The sequence below is a fragment of the Dietzia sp. oral taxon 368 genome, from assembly GCF_002999155.1.
In the GTDB taxonomy this organism is placed as follows: domain Bacteria; phylum Actinomycetota; class Actinomycetes; order Mycobacteriales; family Mycobacteriaceae; genus Dietzia; species Dietzia cinnamea.
Genome location: NZ_CP027238.1, coordinates 1,606,179 through 1,623,810, shown reverse-complemented (window position 1 = coordinate 1,623,810; position 17,632 = coordinate 1,606,179). Strand labels below are relative to the sequence as shown.

The 17,632-nt window shown below is 73.4% G+C and carries 17 protein-coding genes; 8 read left to right on the top strand and 9 right to left on the bottom strand.

The window, feature by feature from the left end; genetic code table 11:
• Positions 1-2: 2 nt before the first annotated feature.
• Positions 3-1,436 carry a hypothetical protein gene (locus C3V38_RS07615; protein WP_106385441.1) on the top strand — a complete coding sequence of 478 codons (1,434 nt, stop codon included), beginning with the start codon at positions 3-5 and terminating at the stop codon, positions 1,434-1,436.
• Positions 1,437-1,481: 45 nt separating this feature from the next.
• On the opposite strand, the gene glf is transcribed toward C3V38_RS07615, so the two are convergent.
• Positions 1,482-2,684 carry a UDP-galactopyranose mutase gene (gene glf / locus C3V38_RS07610; protein ID WP_061914203.1) on the bottom strand — a complete coding sequence of 401 codons (1,203 nt, stop codon included), beginning with the start codon at positions 2,682-2,684 and terminating at the stop codon, positions 1,482-1,484.
• Positions 2,685-3,093: 409 nt separating this feature from the next.
• On the opposite strand from glf, the gene C3V38_RS07605 reads away from it, so the two are divergent.
• Positions 3,094-5,139, top strand: coding sequence for an N-acetylmuramoyl-L-alanine amidase (locus tag C3V38_RS07605; RefSeq protein ID WP_254426124.1), 2,046 nt, complete (start codon positions 3,094-3,096; stop codon positions 5,137-5,139).
• A 682-nt stretch (positions 5,140-5,821) separates the two neighbouring features.
• On the opposite strand, the gene C3V38_RS07600 is transcribed toward C3V38_RS07605, so the two are convergent.
• Both C3V38_RS07600 and C3V38_RS07595 read right to left on the bottom strand, forming a co-directional pair.
• Positions 5,822-6,655: an HAD family hydrolase gene (locus tag C3V38_RS07600; protein ID WP_106385439.1), complete on the bottom strand. Its 834-nt coding sequence runs from the start codon at positions 6,653-6,655 to the stop codon at positions 5,822-5,824.
• Positions 6,652-7,479, bottom strand: a complete 828-nt coding sequence (locus C3V38_RS07595) for a 1-acyl-sn-glycerol-3-phosphate acyltransferase (RefSeq protein ID WP_174705765.1) — start codon at positions 7,477-7,479, stop codon at positions 6,652-6,654. The genes C3V38_RS07600 and C3V38_RS07595 overlap by 4 nt, the downstream gene beginning before the upstream one ends.
• Before the next feature lie 60 nt (positions 7,480-7,539).
• On the opposite strand from C3V38_RS07595, the gene C3V38_RS07590 reads away from it, so the two are divergent.
• On the top strand, positions 7,540-8,058 hold the full coding sequence (locus C3V38_RS07590; protein ID WP_254426123.1) for a PaaI family thioesterase: 519 nt from the start codon (positions 7,540-7,542) through the stop codon (positions 8,056-8,058).
• Positions 8,059-8,098: 40 nt separating this feature from the next.
• Here the strand turns inward: C3V38_RS07590 and serS are convergent, their stop codons facing one another.
• Both serS and C3V38_RS07580 read right to left on the bottom strand, forming a co-directional pair.
• On the bottom strand, positions 8,099-9,361 hold the full coding sequence (gene serS / locus C3V38_RS07585; RefSeq protein WP_061914205.1) for a serine--tRNA ligase: 1,263 nt from the start codon (positions 9,359-9,361) through the stop codon (positions 8,099-8,101).
• Positions 9,362-9,428: 67 nt separating this feature from the next.
• Positions 9,429-9,872 (bottom strand): ankyrin repeat domain-containing protein, encoded by a 444-nt coding sequence (locus C3V38_RS07580; RefSeq protein ID WP_061227868.1) that lies wholly within the window; start codon positions 9,870-9,872, stop codon positions 9,429-9,431.
• Between the two features lie 47 nt (positions 9,873-9,919).
• On the opposite strand from C3V38_RS07580, the gene C3V38_RS07575 reads away from it, so the two are divergent.
• Both C3V38_RS07575 and C3V38_RS07570 read left to right on the top strand, forming a co-directional pair.
• On the top strand, positions 9,920-11,038 hold the full coding sequence (locus tag C3V38_RS07575) for a septum formation family protein (protein ID WP_239550431.1): 1,119 nt from the start codon (positions 9,920-9,922) through the stop codon (positions 11,036-11,038).
• Positions 11,035-11,385, top strand: coding sequence for a metallopeptidase family protein (locus tag C3V38_RS07570; protein WP_007631889.1), 351 nt, complete (start codon positions 11,035-11,037; stop codon positions 11,383-11,385). Before C3V38_RS07575 ends, C3V38_RS07570 begins: the two co-directional genes overlap by 4 nt.
• A 43-nt stretch (positions 11,386-11,428) precedes the next feature.
• Here C3V38_RS07570 and C3V38_RS07565 read toward each other — a convergent pair whose 3' ends face one another.
• From C3V38_RS07565 to C3V38_RS07555, 3 genes are read right to left on the bottom strand one after another with little or no spacing between them, the layout of a single operon-like run.
• Entirely contained in the window at positions 11,429-12,061 is a 633-nt protein-coding gene (locus C3V38_RS07565) for a histidine phosphatase family protein (protein WP_106385437.1), read from the bottom strand.
• Positions 12,058-12,990 carry a prephenate dehydratase gene (gene pheA, locus C3V38_RS07560; RefSeq protein ID WP_106385436.1) on the bottom strand — a complete coding sequence of 311 codons (933 nt, stop codon included), beginning with the start codon at positions 12,988-12,990 and terminating at the stop codon, positions 12,058-12,060. Before pheA ends, C3V38_RS07565 begins: the two co-directional genes overlap by 4 nt.
• 14 nt (positions 12,991-13,004) lie before the next feature.
• Positions 13,005-13,550 (bottom strand): hypothetical protein, encoded by a 546-nt coding sequence (locus tag C3V38_RS07555; RefSeq protein ID WP_106385435.1) that lies wholly within the window; start codon positions 13,548-13,550, stop codon positions 13,005-13,007.
• 42 nt (positions 13,551-13,592) lie between these two features.
• On the opposite strand from C3V38_RS07555, the gene C3V38_RS07550 reads away from it, so the two are divergent.
• From C3V38_RS07550 to C3V38_RS18020, 3 genes are all read left to right on the top strand, one after another.
• Positions 13,593-14,285, top strand: coding sequence for a hypothetical protein (locus tag C3V38_RS07550; protein ID WP_106385434.1), 693 nt, complete (start codon positions 13,593-13,595; stop codon positions 14,283-14,285).
• Positions 14,282-15,133: a CPBP family intramembrane glutamic endopeptidase gene (locus C3V38_RS07545; protein WP_106385433.1), complete on the top strand. Its 852-nt coding sequence runs from the start codon at positions 14,282-14,284 to the stop codon at positions 15,131-15,133. Before C3V38_RS07550 ends, C3V38_RS07545 begins: the two co-directional genes overlap by 4 nt.
• A 79-nt stretch (positions 15,134-15,212) precedes the next feature.
• Complete coding sequence (locus C3V38_RS18020; protein ID WP_254426122.1) at positions 15,213-16,712, top strand: LCP family protein; 1,500 nt, start codon at positions 15,213-15,215, stop codon at positions 16,710-16,712.
• Positions 16,713-16,724: 12 nt separating this feature from the next.
• On the opposite strand, the gene C3V38_RS07535 is transcribed toward C3V38_RS18020, so the two are convergent.
• Positions 16,725-17,609 (bottom strand): hypothetical protein, encoded by an 885-nt coding sequence (locus tag C3V38_RS07535; RefSeq protein ID WP_254426121.1) that lies wholly within the window; start codon positions 17,607-17,609, stop codon positions 16,725-16,727.
• Positions 17,610-17,632: the final 23 nt, after the last annotated feature.

Sequence of the window (17,632 nt, the reverse complement as noted above, 5' to 3'; positions counted from 1 at the left end):
TCATGCGCGTGTTCCTCCTCGAGACGCTCATCGCCATCACGGTCGCGTTGACCACCGCGTTCGGCGGGCTCGTCGCCGAGGACCTCGTCGCCCGCGACGCGTCGTGCACGATCTCCACGGTGTCCGACCTGTGGTCCGACACCTGCACCTCGCCGTCCCGGCTGGGCTGGTTCTTCGGCACCCTGCTCGTGCTGGTGGTGGCGATGGCTCTGCGCGCGTGGCTCATGGCACACAACGGCACCCTGTACTACCTGCGCCTGCTGCCGGCCGAGAGCGCGGATCGGATGCGTGCCGCCGTGGACGTCGCCAACGCCCGCAGTCTCGGTTTCCGGTCGGCGACGGGCTGGTTCGGCACCGCCAACGCCGTGGTGGATCTGCGCCGCGAGGTCGACCACATCTCCGACGAGCTCGAGCGGGCGATGAACGACGACGACGACGCGACCGGGTTCCTCCTGGCGCCCAACCTCGCGTTCCCGGCGGCGCTGGCGGTCGGCTACGACATCCTCCTGCGCGAGCGCACCCACCTGGCCGAGCTACCCGTGGCGGCCCGGAAGCGGCGCCTCCCGGGCGGGGACACCGGCGTGCGCACCGTGTATTTCGACGACGGCGACGACGAGTGGACCGAGCGCCGGTGGCGGTCCCGCCGCAGCCAAGCCGGCGCGGAACTGGCGATGGTGACCCTGCCCGCCGGGTCGGCGGTCGAGGCGCCGGCGGACCGGACCTCCGTGCGGCGGGTCTGGCTCTCGCTCCAGCTGGAAGGGGGCGGACCGGTCTCCGAGGTGGACGCGGGTCATCCGCTTCGGGAGGCGGCGGACCTCGTCGTCGTCGTGGGTCCCACCGAGGGCGCGAGCGGCGCCGAGGGAACCGGGCCCACCACCGCGAACGGCGTCGGCGCGGTCACGGACACCAGCGCGGCCACCGACGCCATCCTCCGCCCGTGGACGCTGCCCGCCGGGCGCTGGTACCCGGGCGCGAGCGGCCGGCAGGTGGACCGGCGGGCGTTCGCGCGGCTCGTGGAGGAGCTGTCCGGGGCGGTGGAGCAGGTGCTCGACGACTACCCGGAGGCGCACGTGCTGCTGTCCGGGCGGATGCCGCGGAGCGTGGCGTTCGCGCTGGGGTACGTCATCTCGCAGCGCAAGGACGACCGGATCGAGGGCAAGCGCGCCGCGCTGCACCCCACGCGCGCTGACGACACGCGGGCCGAACGCGCACAGGCACGGGCCGAGAACGAGGGCCTGAGCTCGCTGAGCCGCTTCTGGACGTCGGTCACGCCCGTGCTGCAGCACCTCGGCGAGGCCAAGCCGACGATCGTGCACGCGGCGCAGCGCGACGCCGCCGTCCACGAGCTGGTCGCCGACGCGCCCGCGGCCGCCGCCCCGTCGGGCACCGACGCGCCAGAATCCGCTACCCCGACCACGGATCCGCTACCCCGGTAGGAGTAGCGGATCCCGCCGGGGAGTAGCGGATTTCGCGGGGGTGGATCAGCCGTCGGCGAGCGGCGCGCCGTCGCGCAGGTGCGGGGCCAGCGTGTTGTCGAACATCGTCAGCGCGGAGGCGATGGCCATGTGCATGTCCAGGTACTGGTACGTGCCCAGTCGGCCGCCGAACAGCACCTTGTTGGCGACGGTCTCGGCCTTGGCGCGGTCGCGGTAGGCGGCGAGCTTCTCGCGGTCCGTGGACTCGTTGATCGGGTAGTACGGCTCGTCCTCGCGCTCGGCGAAGCGGCTGTACTCACGCATGATCACGGTCTTGTCCGTGGGGTAGTTCTTCCGCTCCGGGTGGAAGTGCCGGAACTCGTGGATGCGGGTGTAGTCGTACTCCGCGTCGTTGTAATTCATCACCGGGGTGCCCTGGAAGTCGCCGGTCGGCAGGACCTCGGTCTCGAAGTCCAGGGTGCGCCAACCCAGCTCGCCGTCGGCGTAGTCGAAGTAGCGGTCCAGCGGGCCGGTGTAGACGACCGGGGCGTCGGGGCTGGCGGCACGGACGTCGTCGCGGACGTCGAACCAGTCGGTGTCCAGCACCACGTCGATGTTCTCGTGCGCCGCCATGTTCTCCAGCCACGCGGTGTAGCCGTCGACGGGCAGGCCCTCGTAGGTGTCGTTGAAGTAGCGGTTGTCGAACGTGTACCGCACGGGCAGGCGGGTGATGTTGCCGGCGGGCAGGTTCTTGGGGTCGGTCTGCCACTGCTTGGCCGTGTAGTCCTTGATGAACGCCTCGTAGAGCGGGCGGCCGATGAGGGAGATGGCCTTCTCCTCGAAGTTCGCCGCCTCCTCGGAGGAGAACTCGGAGGCCTGCTCGGCGATGAGCGCGCGGGCCTCGTCGGGCGAGTAGTAGCGGCCGAAGAACTGACAGATCAGGCCCAGGCCCATCGGGAACTGGTACGCGGTGCCCTTGTGCATGGCGAACACGCGGTGCTGGTAGCCGGTGAACGACGTGAAGCGGTTGACGTACTCCCACACGCGCTCGTTGGAGGTGTGGAACAGGTGCGCGCCGTACTTGTGGATCTCGATGCCGGTCTCGGGCTCGGGCTCGGAGTAGGCGTTGCCGCCGATGTGGTGACGCCGCTCGAGCACCAGCACGCGCTTGCCGAGCTCGCTCGCCGCCCGCTCGGCGACCGTCAGACCGTAGAAACCCGACCCCACCACGATGAGGTCATAGGTGCCCCACTGTCGTTCGCCTGCCATAACCTTCGAGCCTTCCCGTAGTCCGTGGCGGCGGTGCGGTGCCGTGTCGCGCCCCGCGTCCGCCCACCTGGCCACGCGCCGGTCGGCGCGGGTCCGCGTCCAAGGGTATCCGGCGGGTCGGGGGTGGGTTCAGGGCACGCCGACGACGACGAGGAGGACGACGTCCCGGCGCGACTGCAGTGGCCCACGGTGCTGGTCGGGCGTTCTCGTCGTCGTACGCCGGTTCGAAACTACATCCCTGTAGTCCCAACTTTCACACTTTTACCACTTGGTTTCAGTCGTTTCTTGGCTAACATTGACCCCGTTCGTCACACACGTCCCTGTGGTCTCGTTCCGGCGGGGCCTCGAGGGCAGCAGTGCCGCGCGGCCCGCGCAGCCGCGTGACACAGACCCTGATCTGGAGAAGCCCTTGAGAACACGACGCCGCCCCCTGTACGTCAGCGGTCGACGCCGGACCCTCGCCCTGGCGGTGGCGGTCGCGGCGTCCGTCGTCACGCCCCTCGCCGTGTACGGGGCGGACCAGGTCGTCCAGTCCGGCGACGACATCACCGCCACCGCCGGTGGCGGCCTGCCGACCGGCGAGACCGCGGTCCCGCTGGCCGAGGCTCCGCCCGCCACGGGCGTGGACAGTGACGTCGCCTCCGGCGGCTCCCCCGTCCGCGAGGTCACGTCCGACACGCCGTTCTCGATGGTCGGCGTCACGTGGAAGGGCCACGACCCGGCCGCCGTCGCGCAGGTCCGCGCGAAGAACCCCGACGGCTCGTGGGGCCCCTGGTACGAGGCCGAGTCCACCGACGGCAAGGGCGAGAGCGTCACCGGCACCGGCGGCACCGAGCCCGTCTACCTGGGACTCGACACCACGGCGGTCCAGATCTCGCTCTCCGGCATCGACATCGAGGACACCTCGCTGGCCGACGCGCCCGAGGCGACCCCGGACGAGCCCGCCGACGAGGACGTCGCCGCCACGCGCGCCGCCGAATCCGCTCCCGCCCCGTCGGCCGTGCCGACCCCCGCCGCGCCCGCCGGCCCGACGTCCGCCCCGGCCCGCCCGGCCGTCGACGACGCCCCGCCCGCGCCGACCCGCTACGCGGACATCAAGCCCGTCGCCGAGAGCTCCGACCTCGACCCCGACTCGGTGCAGGCCGTCCTGCTCTCCCCCGACGACACCCCGACGCCCGACCCCGAGGCGTTCGCCGACGTCACCGCCTCCGGCGGCACGGGCGCGCACGGTGACATCGCGGCCAGGCAGCCGTCCATCATCACCCGCGCCGGCTGGGGCGCCGACGAGTCGATCCGCTGCGGCGGAACCTCCTACGACCCCACGCTCGCCGCGGCGGTCGTCCACCACACGGCCGGCAGCAACAACTACACCCGCGAGGGCTCGGCCGGCGTCATGCGCGGCATCTACACGTACCACGCACGCACGCTGGGCTGGTGCGACGTGGGCTACAACGTGCTGGTCGACAAGTACGGGCAGGCCTTCGAGGGCCGCCGCGGCGGACTCGACCGCAACGTCCAGGGCGCCCACGCCGGTGGCTTCAACGGCAACACCTGGGGCATCTCGATGATGGGCGACTACTCGACCGTCTCCCCGCCCGACGCCACGATCCGCAAGGTCGGCGAGATCATCGGCTGGCGTCTGTCGGTCGCGGGCGTCGACCCCAAGGGCTCGGACACCCACTACTCCGAGGGCACCTCGTACACCAAGTACTCGTACGGCACCGCCGTGCGACTGCCCAACATCTTCGCCCACCGCGACGTCGGCCTCACCACCTGCCCGGGCGAGGCCGGCTACGCCAAGATGGGCCAGATCCGCGACATCGCCGCCTCCTACGCCAAGAGCGGCGGCGGGGGCTCGGCCCCGGCCCCGTCCAACCCGGGCACCGGCGGCGGTGGCGGCGGCACCGGCGGTGGCGGTGGCACGGGAAGCGCCGGCCTGCCCACGATCACCGAGTCGGGTATCCAGGACGCCGTCGTCTCCGCGCTGCGGACCGTGCTCACCGGGGGCCGGCTCGACCCCGCGGCCCTGACCCGAGCCCTGCTCGGCGGCAAGACCCTCGCGGACCTGCCGGTCGACGCCGGCTCGGTGGGCGACGCCGTCGGCGTGGACCTCGGATCGGTGGAGAACCTGGCCGGCGGCGATTTCCGCGGACTCGGCCAACAGCTCGGCGCCCAGCTCGGCAAGGCGCTGTCCGGTGTGCAGCGATTCGGCAACGTCTCGCTGGTCAAGCACGAGAACGGCGCGCTGTACTCGTCCCCCGAGACCGGCACGCACCCCGTGTGGGGCGTGATCGGCGACGCGTGGGCGGCACAGGGCTTCGAGCACGGGCCGCTCGGGCTGCCGGTCTCCGCGGAGGCCGAGCGCGAGGACGGCACGATCGCCCAGCGGTTCGTCGGCGGCACGCTCGTCTACGACCCGGAGAGCAAGCAGCTCAGCGTCGAGCCCAACCCCTGACCGACGACCGGGTCGCCCGCCGCACGCGCGGCGGGTGACCCGCGCGGTCTCCGGCACGACGCCTCGGGGCTTCCCGGCGCGGCGGCCACGTCAGACTTGCGGACCGGCTCCCACCAGGTGTGCCCCTCCCCCACCGGGGCCAGGGGTACACCGGGGAAGTGGTGGGGACCGGTCCGCGACCTATTTCGGAGCAGTAGCGCCCCGGCGCGGTGAGCTCCCGCCCAGCACGCCCCGCCCGGCGAGCTCCCGCACCCCGGCCCGACGCGGCTCTGCCTGACCGGGCCCGTCACGGCGCGCCCCGCGTCGAGTGGTCGCAAACGCCGCTTTTCCGGCGGACCCGTCCTCGGAAAACGTGGGCATAAGTGACCGCGCGGCGGTCAGCGGGACGAGCGGCGCCTTGGCCAGCCGTGCGGACGCAACCCGACCCGGCGCCAGCCGGTGTGGTGCGGCCCAGTACGCCCCGGGCGGCCGACGCAGGCCGGCATGCCCTGGCACGGCGCTCCCCCTCGCCGAGTGGTCGCAAATGCCGCTCTCCGGCGGACCCGTCCTCGGTAAACGTGGGCAGCTTCGACCACTCGGCGTCAGCGCGACGGCCAGCGGGCGACGGCGACGCGACGGCTGCCGGACTCGAACGGGGCGGCTCAGGCGCGCGCGGGATCAAAGCGCCGGCCGACCCCGCGGGTCAGTTCCACCAGCGACGCAGGACGTGCGCGAAGCCGGCCTCGTCGTTGGTCAGCGTGACCTCGTCGGCGGCGGCGTGGACCGCGGGGATCGCGTTGCCCATCGCGACGCCGAGATCGGCCCAGCGCAGCATCTCCAGGTCATTGGGCATGTCGCCGAACGCGACCGTGACGGGCACCTCCGCGGACCGGGTGGCGGTCGCGGCCGCGGTGGACGCCGCGATCCGCGCCAGCCCGCTCGCCTTGGTCACCCCGCGGGCGGCGAACTCGATCAGCCCGTTGGTCGTGGAGTACGTGACGTCGGCCAGGTGATCGACCTCGCCGCGCAGGGCGGCCAGCATGTCGGCGCTGGGCATGCCGGGCACGCGTGCCAGCAGCTTCAGCACCGGCTCGGAGAGGACCTCGGCGTGCCCCACCTCGAGATGCGCGGGGTGGATCCAGGCGTGCTCGTAGTCCGGGCTGGCCACGAAGTCGGCGTCGGCGGCATCCGCCCCGAGCCGCTCGGCTGCAATCCCGCTGCCCGGCAGCCGCTCCCGCAGGACCTCGTCGATCGCCGCGAGCGTGTCCGGGTCGAGCAGGCTGGTCTCGAGGAACTCGCCGCTGCCGGTGTCCATGATGACGGCGCCGTTCGCGCACACCGCCAGTGGCGCGACGGGCAACTGGTCGACCACCTGCGCGAGCCAGCGCGGAGGCCGACCGGTGGCCAGGACGAAGGTCGCACCGTCGGCGACGAGGTCCTCCACGACCGCCAGGTTGGCGGCGGGCACGAGGTCGTCCGAGCCGATCAGGGTCCCGTCGACGTCCGTGGCGACGAGGACCGGCCGCGACCGACTCACGGAGCGTCCGGGCCCGCCGGTCCCTTCGGGGTGTCGACATCGGCCACCGACGTGCCCTCGGCGGCCGCCTTCTCGGCGCGACGACGCAGTCGCTCCGCGTGCTCGGCCTCGTCCAGGGCCGTGGCCTGCTCGAGCGTGGGAGCCGACCCTCCGAGGCGGGCCGGTACCCAGGTGGCACCGGCCGGGTACGGCCCGAAGCGCTCGGCGTACTCGTCCTGGAGCCGCTCGAGGGTCGCCTGCATCCGCGAGCGCAGCTCCTCGGTGCACTCGGCCACCGGCTCGTACGCCTGCATCGGCTCGCCGACCTCCATGATGATCGGCACCCTGGGTCGCAGGAGCTTCTTGGGCAGCCCCTTGGTCCACACGCGCTGGGAGCCCCATATGGTGACGGTGATGATCGGCACCCCGGCCGCGAGCGCCATCCGCACCGCCCCGGACTTGAAGCCCTTGATCTCGAAGCTGCGGCTGATCGTGGCCTCGGGGAACACGCCCACCAGCTCGCCGGCCCGGAGGCGGTCGACGGCCTCGTCGAACGACGCCTTGCCGGCCGTGCGGTCGACGGGGATGTGCTTGAGCTCGCGCATGATCGGCCCGGCCACGGGGTGCTCGAACACCTCGTGCTTGGCCATGTACCGGATGAACCGCTTGTGCCCGCGGGCGGGGAGGCCGGCGTACACGAAGTCGAAGTACCCGGTGTGGTTGATCACCACGACCGCCCCGCCGACCGCCGGGAAGTGGTGTTCCCCGCGCACGGTGATGTCCAGTCCCTGGACCTTGAACATCGTCCGGGCGACCCCGATGATCCCTGTATAGAGCAGCTCCACGAGCCCCAGGGTAGCGGCCCGCGGCGGAGGGTGTCCGCGACCGCCGGTAGGTTCGGCGGGGTGGACCACGACGCCCCCTTCGATTCGGTCGATCCCGTGACGCGCAGCCGTCACTACTCCTGGCCGCCGCTCGCGGTCGGCACCGATCGTTCGCCGCACGCCGGTCTCGACGCTCTGCGGGCGATCATCGCCGGGGAGCGGCATCTCTCTCCCGGCGCATACTCGCTCGGCGTCCGACTGACCGCCGCCGAGGAGGGCGCGGTGACCATGACGGCCGAGCCCGCGGAGTGGGCGCTGAACAACGGCGGCACGGTCCACGGCGGGATAGTCTCCGGCTGGGTGGACTCGGCGCTCGGCTACGCCACGGCGACCGTCGTCGAACAGGGCACCGGGTACAGCACGCTGGACCTCACCGTCCGCTACATCCGGGCTCTACGCCCGGAGAAGACCCCCGCCTCGATCCGTGCGGAGGTCGAGCACGCCGGCCGGTCGACGTGCGTGGTTCGGGTGCGGGTCACCGACACCGACGGCCGCACGTGCGCCAGCGCGAGCGGTGTGATGATGCTGTTCCGGCCGTGACGGACCGGACAACGACGACGACGACGAGGCCGGCGATCCCTCAGCGGATCGGCTCGAGCACGTCTTTTCCGACGAACGGCCGCAGCGCCTCGGGCACGACGACCGACCCGTCGGCCTGCTGGTGGTTCTCGAGGATCGCCACGAGCCACCGCGTGGTGGCCAGCGTGCCGTTGAGGGTGGCGGCGGTCTGCGTCCGGCCCTCGTCGTCGCGGTAGCGCACCCCGAGCCGGCGGGCCTGGAACGTCGTGCAGTTGGACGTCGAAGTGAGCTCCCGGTAGGTCCCCTGCGTGGGCACCCACGCCTCGCAGTCGTACTTACGCGCGGCCGAGGAGCCGAGGTCGCCGCCGGCGATGTCGATGACGCGGAACGGCAGGCCCATGGCCTCGAGCATCTCCTTCTCGAAGCCCAGCAGGCGCTTGTGCTCCTCGTGCGCCTCCTCGGGCTTGCACCAGGAGAACATCTCGACCTTGTCGAACTGGTGGACGCGGATGATGCCGCGGGTGTCCTTGCCGTGGCTGCCGGCCTCGCGGCGGAAGCACGAGGACCAGCCGCAGTAGCGCTTGGGACCGGCGGAGAGGTCGAGGATCTCGCCCTGGTGGTAGCCGGCCAGGGCGACCTCGGAGGTGCCGACCAGGTACAGGTCGTCGGCCTCGAGTCGGTAGACCTCGTCGGCGTGGGCGCCGAGGAAGCCGGTGCCCTGCATGATCTCGGGCCGCACGAGCACGGGCGGGATCATCATGGTGAAGCCGTTGGCGGTGGCCTTCTGCGCGGCGAGCTGCAGCATGCCCAGCTGGAGCAGGGCGCCGTAGCCGGTGAGGAAGTAGAAGCGGGCGCCGGAGACCTTCGCGCCCCGCTCCATGTCGAGCAGCCCGAGGCTCTCGCCCAGCTCGAGGTGGTCCTTCGGCTCGAAGTCGAAGGTGGGGATCTCGCCGATCCGCTCGATCTCCACGAAGTCGTCCTCGCCGCCGGCGGGCGTGCCCTCCTCGACGACGTTCGACAGCAGACGCTGGAGCCGGTCGACCTCGGCCGCCGCGGCCTTCTCGGCCTCCTCGGCGTCCTTGACCGCCTGCTTGAGGGCGCCCGCGGCCTCGAGCAGCGCCGGGCGCTCCTCGGGCGAGGCCTTACCGACCTTCTTGCCGTGGGCCTTCTGCTCGGCGCGGGCGGAGTCCGCGGCCGCGATGGAGGAGCGGCGGGCCTCGTCGGCGGCCAGCAGCTGGTCGACCAGCGACGGATCCTCGCCGCGGGTGCGCTGGGAGTCGCGGACGAGGTCGGGGTTCTCGCGGAGCAGCTTGAGATCGATCACGCATCTCAGCCTAGCGGCCCGCGCGAATCCTCCCAGCGGCCAGTCGCGGCCGGGCGCCGCGGCCCCCTCAGACGCCGAACAGTTCCAGGAAGGCGTCCTTCTCGAACATGCGCGCGGTGTCGACGGCCGTGGGCGTGCCGCCGTACGGGTCGGCCCCGGCTTCGTAGAGCACGCGGACGACCTCGCCGTACCCCTTGAAGACCGCGCCGGCCAGCGGGGTCTGACCCCGGTCGTTGGCGCGGTCGACCTCGGCACCCCGCTCGAGCAGTGCGCGGACGGTGTCCGGGTGGCCGTTGTAGGCGGCGAGCATGAGCAGGGCGTCGCCCCGCTCGTTGGTCAGGTCAGGGCTCACGCCGGCGTCGACATACGCCGCGAGCCGTTCCGTCTCGCCGTCCCGGGCCAGCTGGAACAGCATCTGGGCGAACTCGAGGACCTCCGGGTCCACACCCTCCCGTGGCGAGCGCACGTCACCGTCCGCGCCGGGTCGCTCGTCGTGGTTCTGTCCGCTCATGCTCCGAATCCTATCGGGACGGCGCGGTTGCGGCATCATGGAAGGCGATGACCACTACCACCCGATCGTCACGCCGTGGTCGGACCCTGCTCCGCACACGGGGCGCGGTCATGGCCTCCCTCCTCGCGGTCCTGTCCGGCGGGGCGGTCACCGGCGCGCTCATGGCCTCGGCGATCAACGACCCGAACTCGTCGAGCGCCGGGCGGATCGCGGCGGTCGTCCCGCAGGTCGACCCGCGGACCCTGTCGGGTCCGGCGTACGCCAACGCCGCCCCGGGCACCTGCCTGACCTGGTCCATCGACGCCGCGGACCGCGTGGCCTCCTTCGACACGGTCGACTGCGCCGAGCCCCACCGGTTCGAGGTGGCGGGGCGGATCGACCTGTCCGAGGTCCCCGGGTTCGGCGAGGGGACCCCGCTCCCGGACAGCGACGACCTGGCCCCGGTGGGCACGGACCGGTGCCTGCCGCTGATCTCCCGGTACGCGGGCGGCCGCGAGGTCGATCCGCAGGGCCGCTTCACCGGACTGGTGGTGCCGCCGTCCGAGGAGGGCTGGGCCAAGGGCGACCGCAGTGTCCTGTGCGGGATCGCGGCCGCCGAGCTCGACGGCCGGTCCGCCCTGTCCACGGGCACGTTCGCCGAGGCGGACCAGCACCGCCGCTGGGAGCCGGGGACGTGCCTGGGATTCACCGCCGAGGGCCTGCCCGGCGCACCGGTGCCGTGCTCGGACGACCACTCGATCGAGATCGTCGCCGACGTCGACGTGACGGGGACCTTCCCCGAGGGGCCGGTCCCGCCGGATCCGCGGCAGCAGTCCGAGCTCACCGCCGACGCCTGCCGAGAGGCCGGCATCGCCTACCTCGGCGACCCCGAGACGCTGCGCCGCACGACGCTCATCTCGACGCTGGTCAATCCCATCTCCGAGATCTCGTGGCGCACGGGCAGTCGCACCGTCAACTGCGGACTGATGAGGGCCGCCGAGCCCGGGCCGTTCGCGGTGCTGCGCGGCTCCGCGCGGCAGGGTGTGCTCATCGACGGGAACACCCCGGTCGCGCCCACCACCACAGAGATCCCGCCGCCCGGCCAGCAGCCCGGTGGCGACACCGGCGCCACGACCGACACCGGCCAGGGCACGGTCGCCGTCCCGGTGCCCGGCGGGGCGCCGTGAGCATCCGCGTCGACGAGGCGCGGTTCGAGGAGCTGGTCGACGACGCGCTGGACTCGGTACCGGACGCGCTGTTCGAGGCCATGGACAACGTGGTGGTGCTCATCGCCGACCGGAATCCGGACGAGCCCGGGCTACTGGGGCTCTACGAGGGCGTCGCGCTGACCGAGCGGGACACCACCTACTCCGGGTTCCTGCCCGACACCATCACGATCTACCGGGGCGCGCTGTGTGACTTCTGCTCGACCGAGGAGGAGTTGGTCCACGAGGTGGCGGTGACGGTGATCCACGAGATCGCCCACCACTTCGGGATCGGCGAGGAGACCCTGCACGCCCTCGGCTGGGGCTGAGCGGAGCAGCCGACGCGCGGCCGCGGGAGCCACTCCGCAGCCGTCAGTACCCGGGCCGCCCCAGGTGGTCGCCCCACCGCTCGCACGCCCAGCCGCCACCGTCCGGGGCCAGCTCGATCACGCCGCAGTTGGGGATCCGGTTGTCCAGCGCCCACTGCGAGGGCACGGCCCCGGCGAACACGGCGATCATCCGCATGAGCGTGCCGTGGACGACGAGCACCACGTCGACGGCGTTGTCGAGGTAGGACTCGCGTAGCTCGGCGACGAGCGGCATGGCGCGCCGCCGCACGTCGAGGGCGCTCTCGCCGTGGGGCAGTCGGGAGTCGAGGTCACCGTTCTCGAGCCAGTCGCGGACCACCCTGTTGTAGGCGAGCAGTGCCTCGGGCCCGCTCTCCATCTCGTACGCGCCGGCCTGCACCTCGTGGACACCGGGTACGGCCTGGGTGGACAGACCCATCTCCCCGGCGATGAGGCCGGCGGTCTCGCGGGCGCGGGCGGCCTCCGAGCTCAGGATGACCGAGGGGCGGATGCCGGACCCGGCGAGCTCCTCACCCACCACCCGCGCCTGGTCGCGGCCGAGGTCGGTGAGCGGGGCGCCGGGCAACGCGGTGTCGAGGGCACCGGCGACGTTCGAGGGGGTCTGCCCGTGGCGGACGAGGTGGAGTCGGGCGCTCACCCCGCGCCCTCCCCTCGACGCAGCCCCTCTATCCAGCGCAGCGCCTCGGCACGGTCGGGCGGTGGCGCGCCGGCCTCGCCGCCGTCGGCGACGGGCCACGACCCGAGGAAGCGCAGGTCGGAGGTGCGGTGGCGCAGAGCGACGAGCGCCTCGGACACCGCGGGGTCGTCGATGTGGCCGACGAGGTCCACGTGGAACAGGTAGGTGAACCGCTCGACGCGGGTGGGTCGGGAGCCGATGCGGGTGAGGTCGATGTCGCGGATCGACAGTTCGGTCAGCGCCTGGACGAGCGCATTGGGCTGGTGGGGCAGGCCGAACACGACGCTGGTGCGGTCGCTGCCCGTGCGCGGCGGCGGCGGGGCCGGCCGACCGACCAGGACGAAGCGGGTGCGGGCGCCGCCGACGTCGGCGACGCGCTCGGCCAGAGGGACCAGCCCGTTGATCTCGCCGGCCCGGGAGGGCGCCGCGGTGGCGTCGGCGGTGCCCGCGGCGACCTCCTCGGCACCGGCGGCGGTGGAGGACGTGGTCTCGATGTGGGCCTGCGGCAGGTGGACGCCCACCCACCGACGGACCTGGGCGGCGGCGACGGGGTGGGTCCGCAGCACGCGCACGTCGGCGGCCGCGGTACCGGGCCGCACGAGGATGGAGAACGCCACGTCGAGCTCGGTCTCGGCGAAGATCTGGAGCCGCTCCCCCACGGCGAGCGCGTCACCGGTGGGGTTGACGGTGCCGTCGACGGAGTTCTCGAACGGGACGCACGCGTAGTCGGCGGCGCCCGAGCGGACCATGGCCAGCGCCTCGTCGGGGGTGGGGGCCGGGACCGCCCCGGCGTCGGCGAGCAGGCCGGAGGTCCGCGCGTCCGCGCGGAGCCGGTGCAGGGCGGCGTCGGTGAAGGTGCCGGGCGGGCCGAGGTAGGCGACGGTGACCACGACGACGAGCCTAGTCAGCGACGGTCGGGATCGGCGGACGCGAGGGCCGCGGACACGGCGTCGACCCGCCCGTCGGACACGAGGGTGCACGTCACGACATCACGGATGGCCTCCCGGGCCGATCGCGACAGGCCCAGGATGCGGGCCGGGTCCGGCGCGGCGATCGCGGCGCGCACGTCCGCCCCGGTCATCGCGGCCACGGCGCCCGCGAGCAGCGCCCACACCTGGTCCGCGTCGGCGCACCGGGGCACGAGGCCCGAGCCGAAGCCGACCCCGGAGTGCGCGGCAACGGCGAGCAGGTCCGCGAGATGGTCGGCGGCGGGACCGGGACCGGTCAGGCCGCGCGCGACGTCGACGATCGCGGGGGTGTCCGCGGCGAGCACCGCGGACACCTCCTCCAACGGCGGGAGGCCGAGGTCGGCGGCGGGCGCGACCACGACCGGGGCGGGGGCCGACCAGCGGGCGAGCGTGTCCGCGATGGTGGCCTCGTCGGCCACGAGGTCCTCCAGGAGATCGGGCCGCGAGGGACCCCGGCTCAGCAGTTCGAGCGACACCGTCATGCACTCAGGTGTACACCCCGCCCGTTGCTACGCTGACCACCGATGGGTACCGACGACGCCCCCGTGCCCGAATACGCGGCCGACTATTCCCCCGCCCCGGATGACGCGCCGGACGCCTCCCACCTCACCCCGGAGGAGAAACGCGGCCCGCGGACCGTGCATGTCGCGCTCGGACTTCTGGCGTTCCTGCTGATCGTCGCGGTGGCCACCAATCCCGCCTCGGTGCTGCCGAGGGACTCGACGCTGCACGGGGAGCACCACCTCGACGTGGACTCGGGGCTGGAGCTGTCCGTGCCCGTGGGGTGGCGCGTTGTGAGCGACGCGGAGCTCGGATCGCTGCAGATCGTGCCCGTCGGGACGGGCCACGCGCTGGAGACGCGCATCCTCGCGGGCGCTCTCGAGCCCGGGATCGCCGCCGCCGCGATCGCCGACGACCAGGGGGCGGCGACCGCGCTCGCCGAGACCATCCAGCTCTACATCCTGGGCGTGTCCGGCATCCGCGACGAGCGGCGGGTCACACGCGTGGCCAACGATGCGGGCACGGGCGCCGCGGTCTCCTACGTGGTGGTGCCCGACGAGTTCGCCGACCTCGACTCCGGCGGGCTCGTCTACACCGCCGTGTTCGGCTCGGAGGGGCGGCGGTGGTGGGTGGCGTACGTGACCACCGCGCAACAGTCCGCCCCCGGCGTCAAGTGGATGGACAAGATCGTCGACAGCATCCGGCTCCCCGGATGAGCGGGTCCCCGCGCCCCGCGTCCGACGCCGGGGCCCTCCGTCGCGCACTCTCCCCCCACGCCGCGATCGCCCGGTACGCCTCTCGGTTCGACCCGGTGACCGACCCGCGCGTCCGCCGACTGCTGGTGGCCGAGCTCGTCGTCGTCCTCCTGGTGACCTTCGGCCTGTCCGGCGCCTACGCCGTCCTCGACCTGGTCTCCGCCCTGCTCGCGCCAGCCGACCTCGCCGACCAGACCGCCGCCCTCAACGTCTCCCGCTCGGAGCACACGTGGCTCGACCTGGCCTATCAGGCGCTCGGCGTGCTGCGGTTGCTCGCGTGGGCCCTGCTGCCGCTGGTGCTGCTCGCGCACTCCGGCATCCGCGCGCGGGGGCTCGGTCTCGTGTGGGACAGGCCCGGGCGGCAGGTCGCGTGGGCGCTCGCCCTGACCGCGGTGATCGGCGTGCCCGGCCTGGCGCTGTACCTGGGGGCCGTCGCCGCCGGCGTCAATCTGCAGGTCGCGGCGTCGGGTCTGGGTGAGACGTGGTGGCGGCCGGTCGTGCTGGTGCTGTCCGCGGCCGGCAACGGCGCCGCCGAGGAGATCCTCGTCGTCGGCTACCTGCTCGTGCGGCTGCGGCAGCTGGGCCTGCCGCCGTGGCTGGCGCTGGCCGCCAGCGCCCTGCTGCGCGGGTCGTACCACCTCTACCAGGGCTTCGGCGGCGGGCTGGGCAACCTCGCGATGGGCGTGGTGTTCGCGCTGTGGTGGATGCGGACCCGACGGCTGTGGCCCCTGGTGCTGGCGCACACGCTGCTGGACGTGATCGCGTTCCTGGGATACGCCGCGCTGGCGCCGCACGTGTCCTGGCTCTGAGCGCTGCCGTTGTGACGCTGGTCCCGCCGACGCCGTGGGACCCGCCGACCGCGGAGCCCGGCAAGTAGAGTCCGATCCCATGACCGACGACCCCAGGCGCCGGCACCTCACCCCCGAGGAGGCCGCCGAGCTCCGGCGACGTGCCCGCGAGCGACGCGGCTACGCCGACCCCGGCGCGCCGCGCGATCCGGGGGCCCGCCCGGGCCCGGCCGGTCGCGATCCCGGCGCCCGGCGCGATCCGGCGGCTCGTCGTGACCAGTCCGCCCGGCGCGATCCGGCGGCGTCCCGCGATGCCGCGGTGCGGCGGGACCCGGGCGCGAGGGCCGCCGACGCCGGCCGTGAGCGTCCGCTCGGTCGCACCGGCTACCAGCCGCGGCAGGAGCCCCAACCGCTGACGCCCGAGGAACGGGCCCGCTACCTGCGGGAGGACCCGCGCGGCGGGCGTGACCCGAGGGACCCCCGCGATCCGCGCGATCCGCGACGGTCTTCTCGGGCGCGCGCCGGCGGGCGCGACCCCTATCGACAGGCGACCGACCGTCGCGGCGGGCGGCCTGATCGTCGGTCCGCGCGGGCGGCCTCGGCCGCCCGACCCGGCCCGCGGCCTGGCCGGGCTCCCCTGTGGCGGCGGATCGGGCCGCTGCGCATCGTCGGCCTCGTCCTGGTCCTCGTGCTCACGCTGGGTGTGGTCACGGCCCTGTGGGCGGACTCGAAGCTGCAACGGATCGACGCGCTCACCGACTACCCGGGTCGGGGCGGCAACACGCCCGGCACCGTGACCCTGCTCGTGGGTACCGACTCCCGCGAGGGGCTCACCCCCGAGCAGCAGGCGCAGCTGTCGACCGGCTCCGAGTCCGACGCCGGCGGCAAGCGGACCGACACGATGATGCTCGTCTACACCCCGCGCGGTGGAGACCGCACGATGCTCATCTCGCTGCCCCGCGACCTGCTCGTGAACATTCCCGGTTACGGCGAGAACAAGCTCAACGCGGCCTACACGTTCGGTGGGCCGCCGCTGCTCACCCAGACGCTCGAGCAGCAGACGGGCGTGCGGATCGACCACTACGCGGAGATCGGGTTCGGCGGCTTCGCCGGGATCGTCGACGCCGTGGGCGGAGTGGACATCTGCATCGAGGAGCCCATCGTCGACCCGCTCGCCGGCCTCGATCTGGCCGCCGGATGCCAGACGCTCGCCGGACCGCAGGCCCTGGGATTCGTCCGCACCCGCTACGGGTTCGCCGAGCAGGACCTGCAGCGCGTCCGCAACCAGCGGCAGTTCCTCGGCGCGCTCATGCGCAAGACCCTGTCTGCCGGGAACCTGCTCAACCCGTTCACCGCTGTGCCGCTGCTGAACTCCGGGGCCGAGGCCGTCACCGTCGACACCGGCGACCACATCTGGACCCTCGCGCGGATGATGTGGCGCCTCAGCGACGACCCGCTGACCGTGACCGCCCCCCACGACGGGATGGCGTCGGGATCGGTGGGCTCGTATCTGACGTGGGGCCCCACCACCACCGGGTTCTTCGAGGCGGTCGCCGCCGGGCGGACCCCCGGCCCGGAGTACATCGACGCCGGGCCCTGATCGGCCGCGCGCTCAGCCGGCCGGGGTGATGGAGACGATCCCCCACGTGCCGTCGGGGTTCTCGGCGAGTCGCACGCGCTGACGGATCAGGACCGGATCGGCCTCCGGCGGGTACTCGGTGAGGTCGACCTCGAGCAGCGTGGGCGACAGCTCCCGCGCCTCCACGCAGTGGGTGGTGCCCTCGGGGACCCGCTCGACTCCCTCGACGCGCAGCTGCTCCTCGGTCATCCGGCTGGACGGCGAGACCGCCTCGAACGCCTTCTCCGCCGACCGCTCCACGTAGTAGGCGTGATCGAACGCCAGGACCGCGCCGGCGGGCGTGTCGAGCGATCCGGGGCCGGCGCCGACCACGCGGCCGGGCTCCGAGACCTCGGTGCACCCTGTGACCGCCTCCTCGGAGGGACTGACGGCCCCGCGGGTCACGACGAATCCGAGCACCGCGGACCCGCCCAGCACCGCCACACCGGCGGCGACCAGCAGGGCGATCCGCACCGGACGGCGGTCGAGCACCACGGGCGACCGCGGCGGCTCGTCGACCGGCCGGGGCACCTCCGTCGCGATGGAGCCCAGCGGGAGGCTCGACAGGTCGTCGACGTCGACGCCCGCCGTCCGGGCGGGCCCTGATCCCGCAGAGGCGGGTGCGCCTGCACCCGCACCCGCACCCGCACCCGCACCCAGGGTGATGCGGTTCGGCGGGGCCTCACGCACGGGCTCGTCAGCGCGGCCGTCGGCCCGCGACGCCCCTGCACCGCCGGCCACATCCGCAGACCGGTCGACCGCGGGCACGCCCGGGAGCGAGGAGTCCGGGCCGGGCCCGGTCCGCAGCCACGGCGGGACCGTCACCTCGGGGAGACGGCACGTCTCGTCGTCGTCCCCCCTGGTCGGCCGGTCGGCCACGCGCCCCACCCCCTCGGATCGTC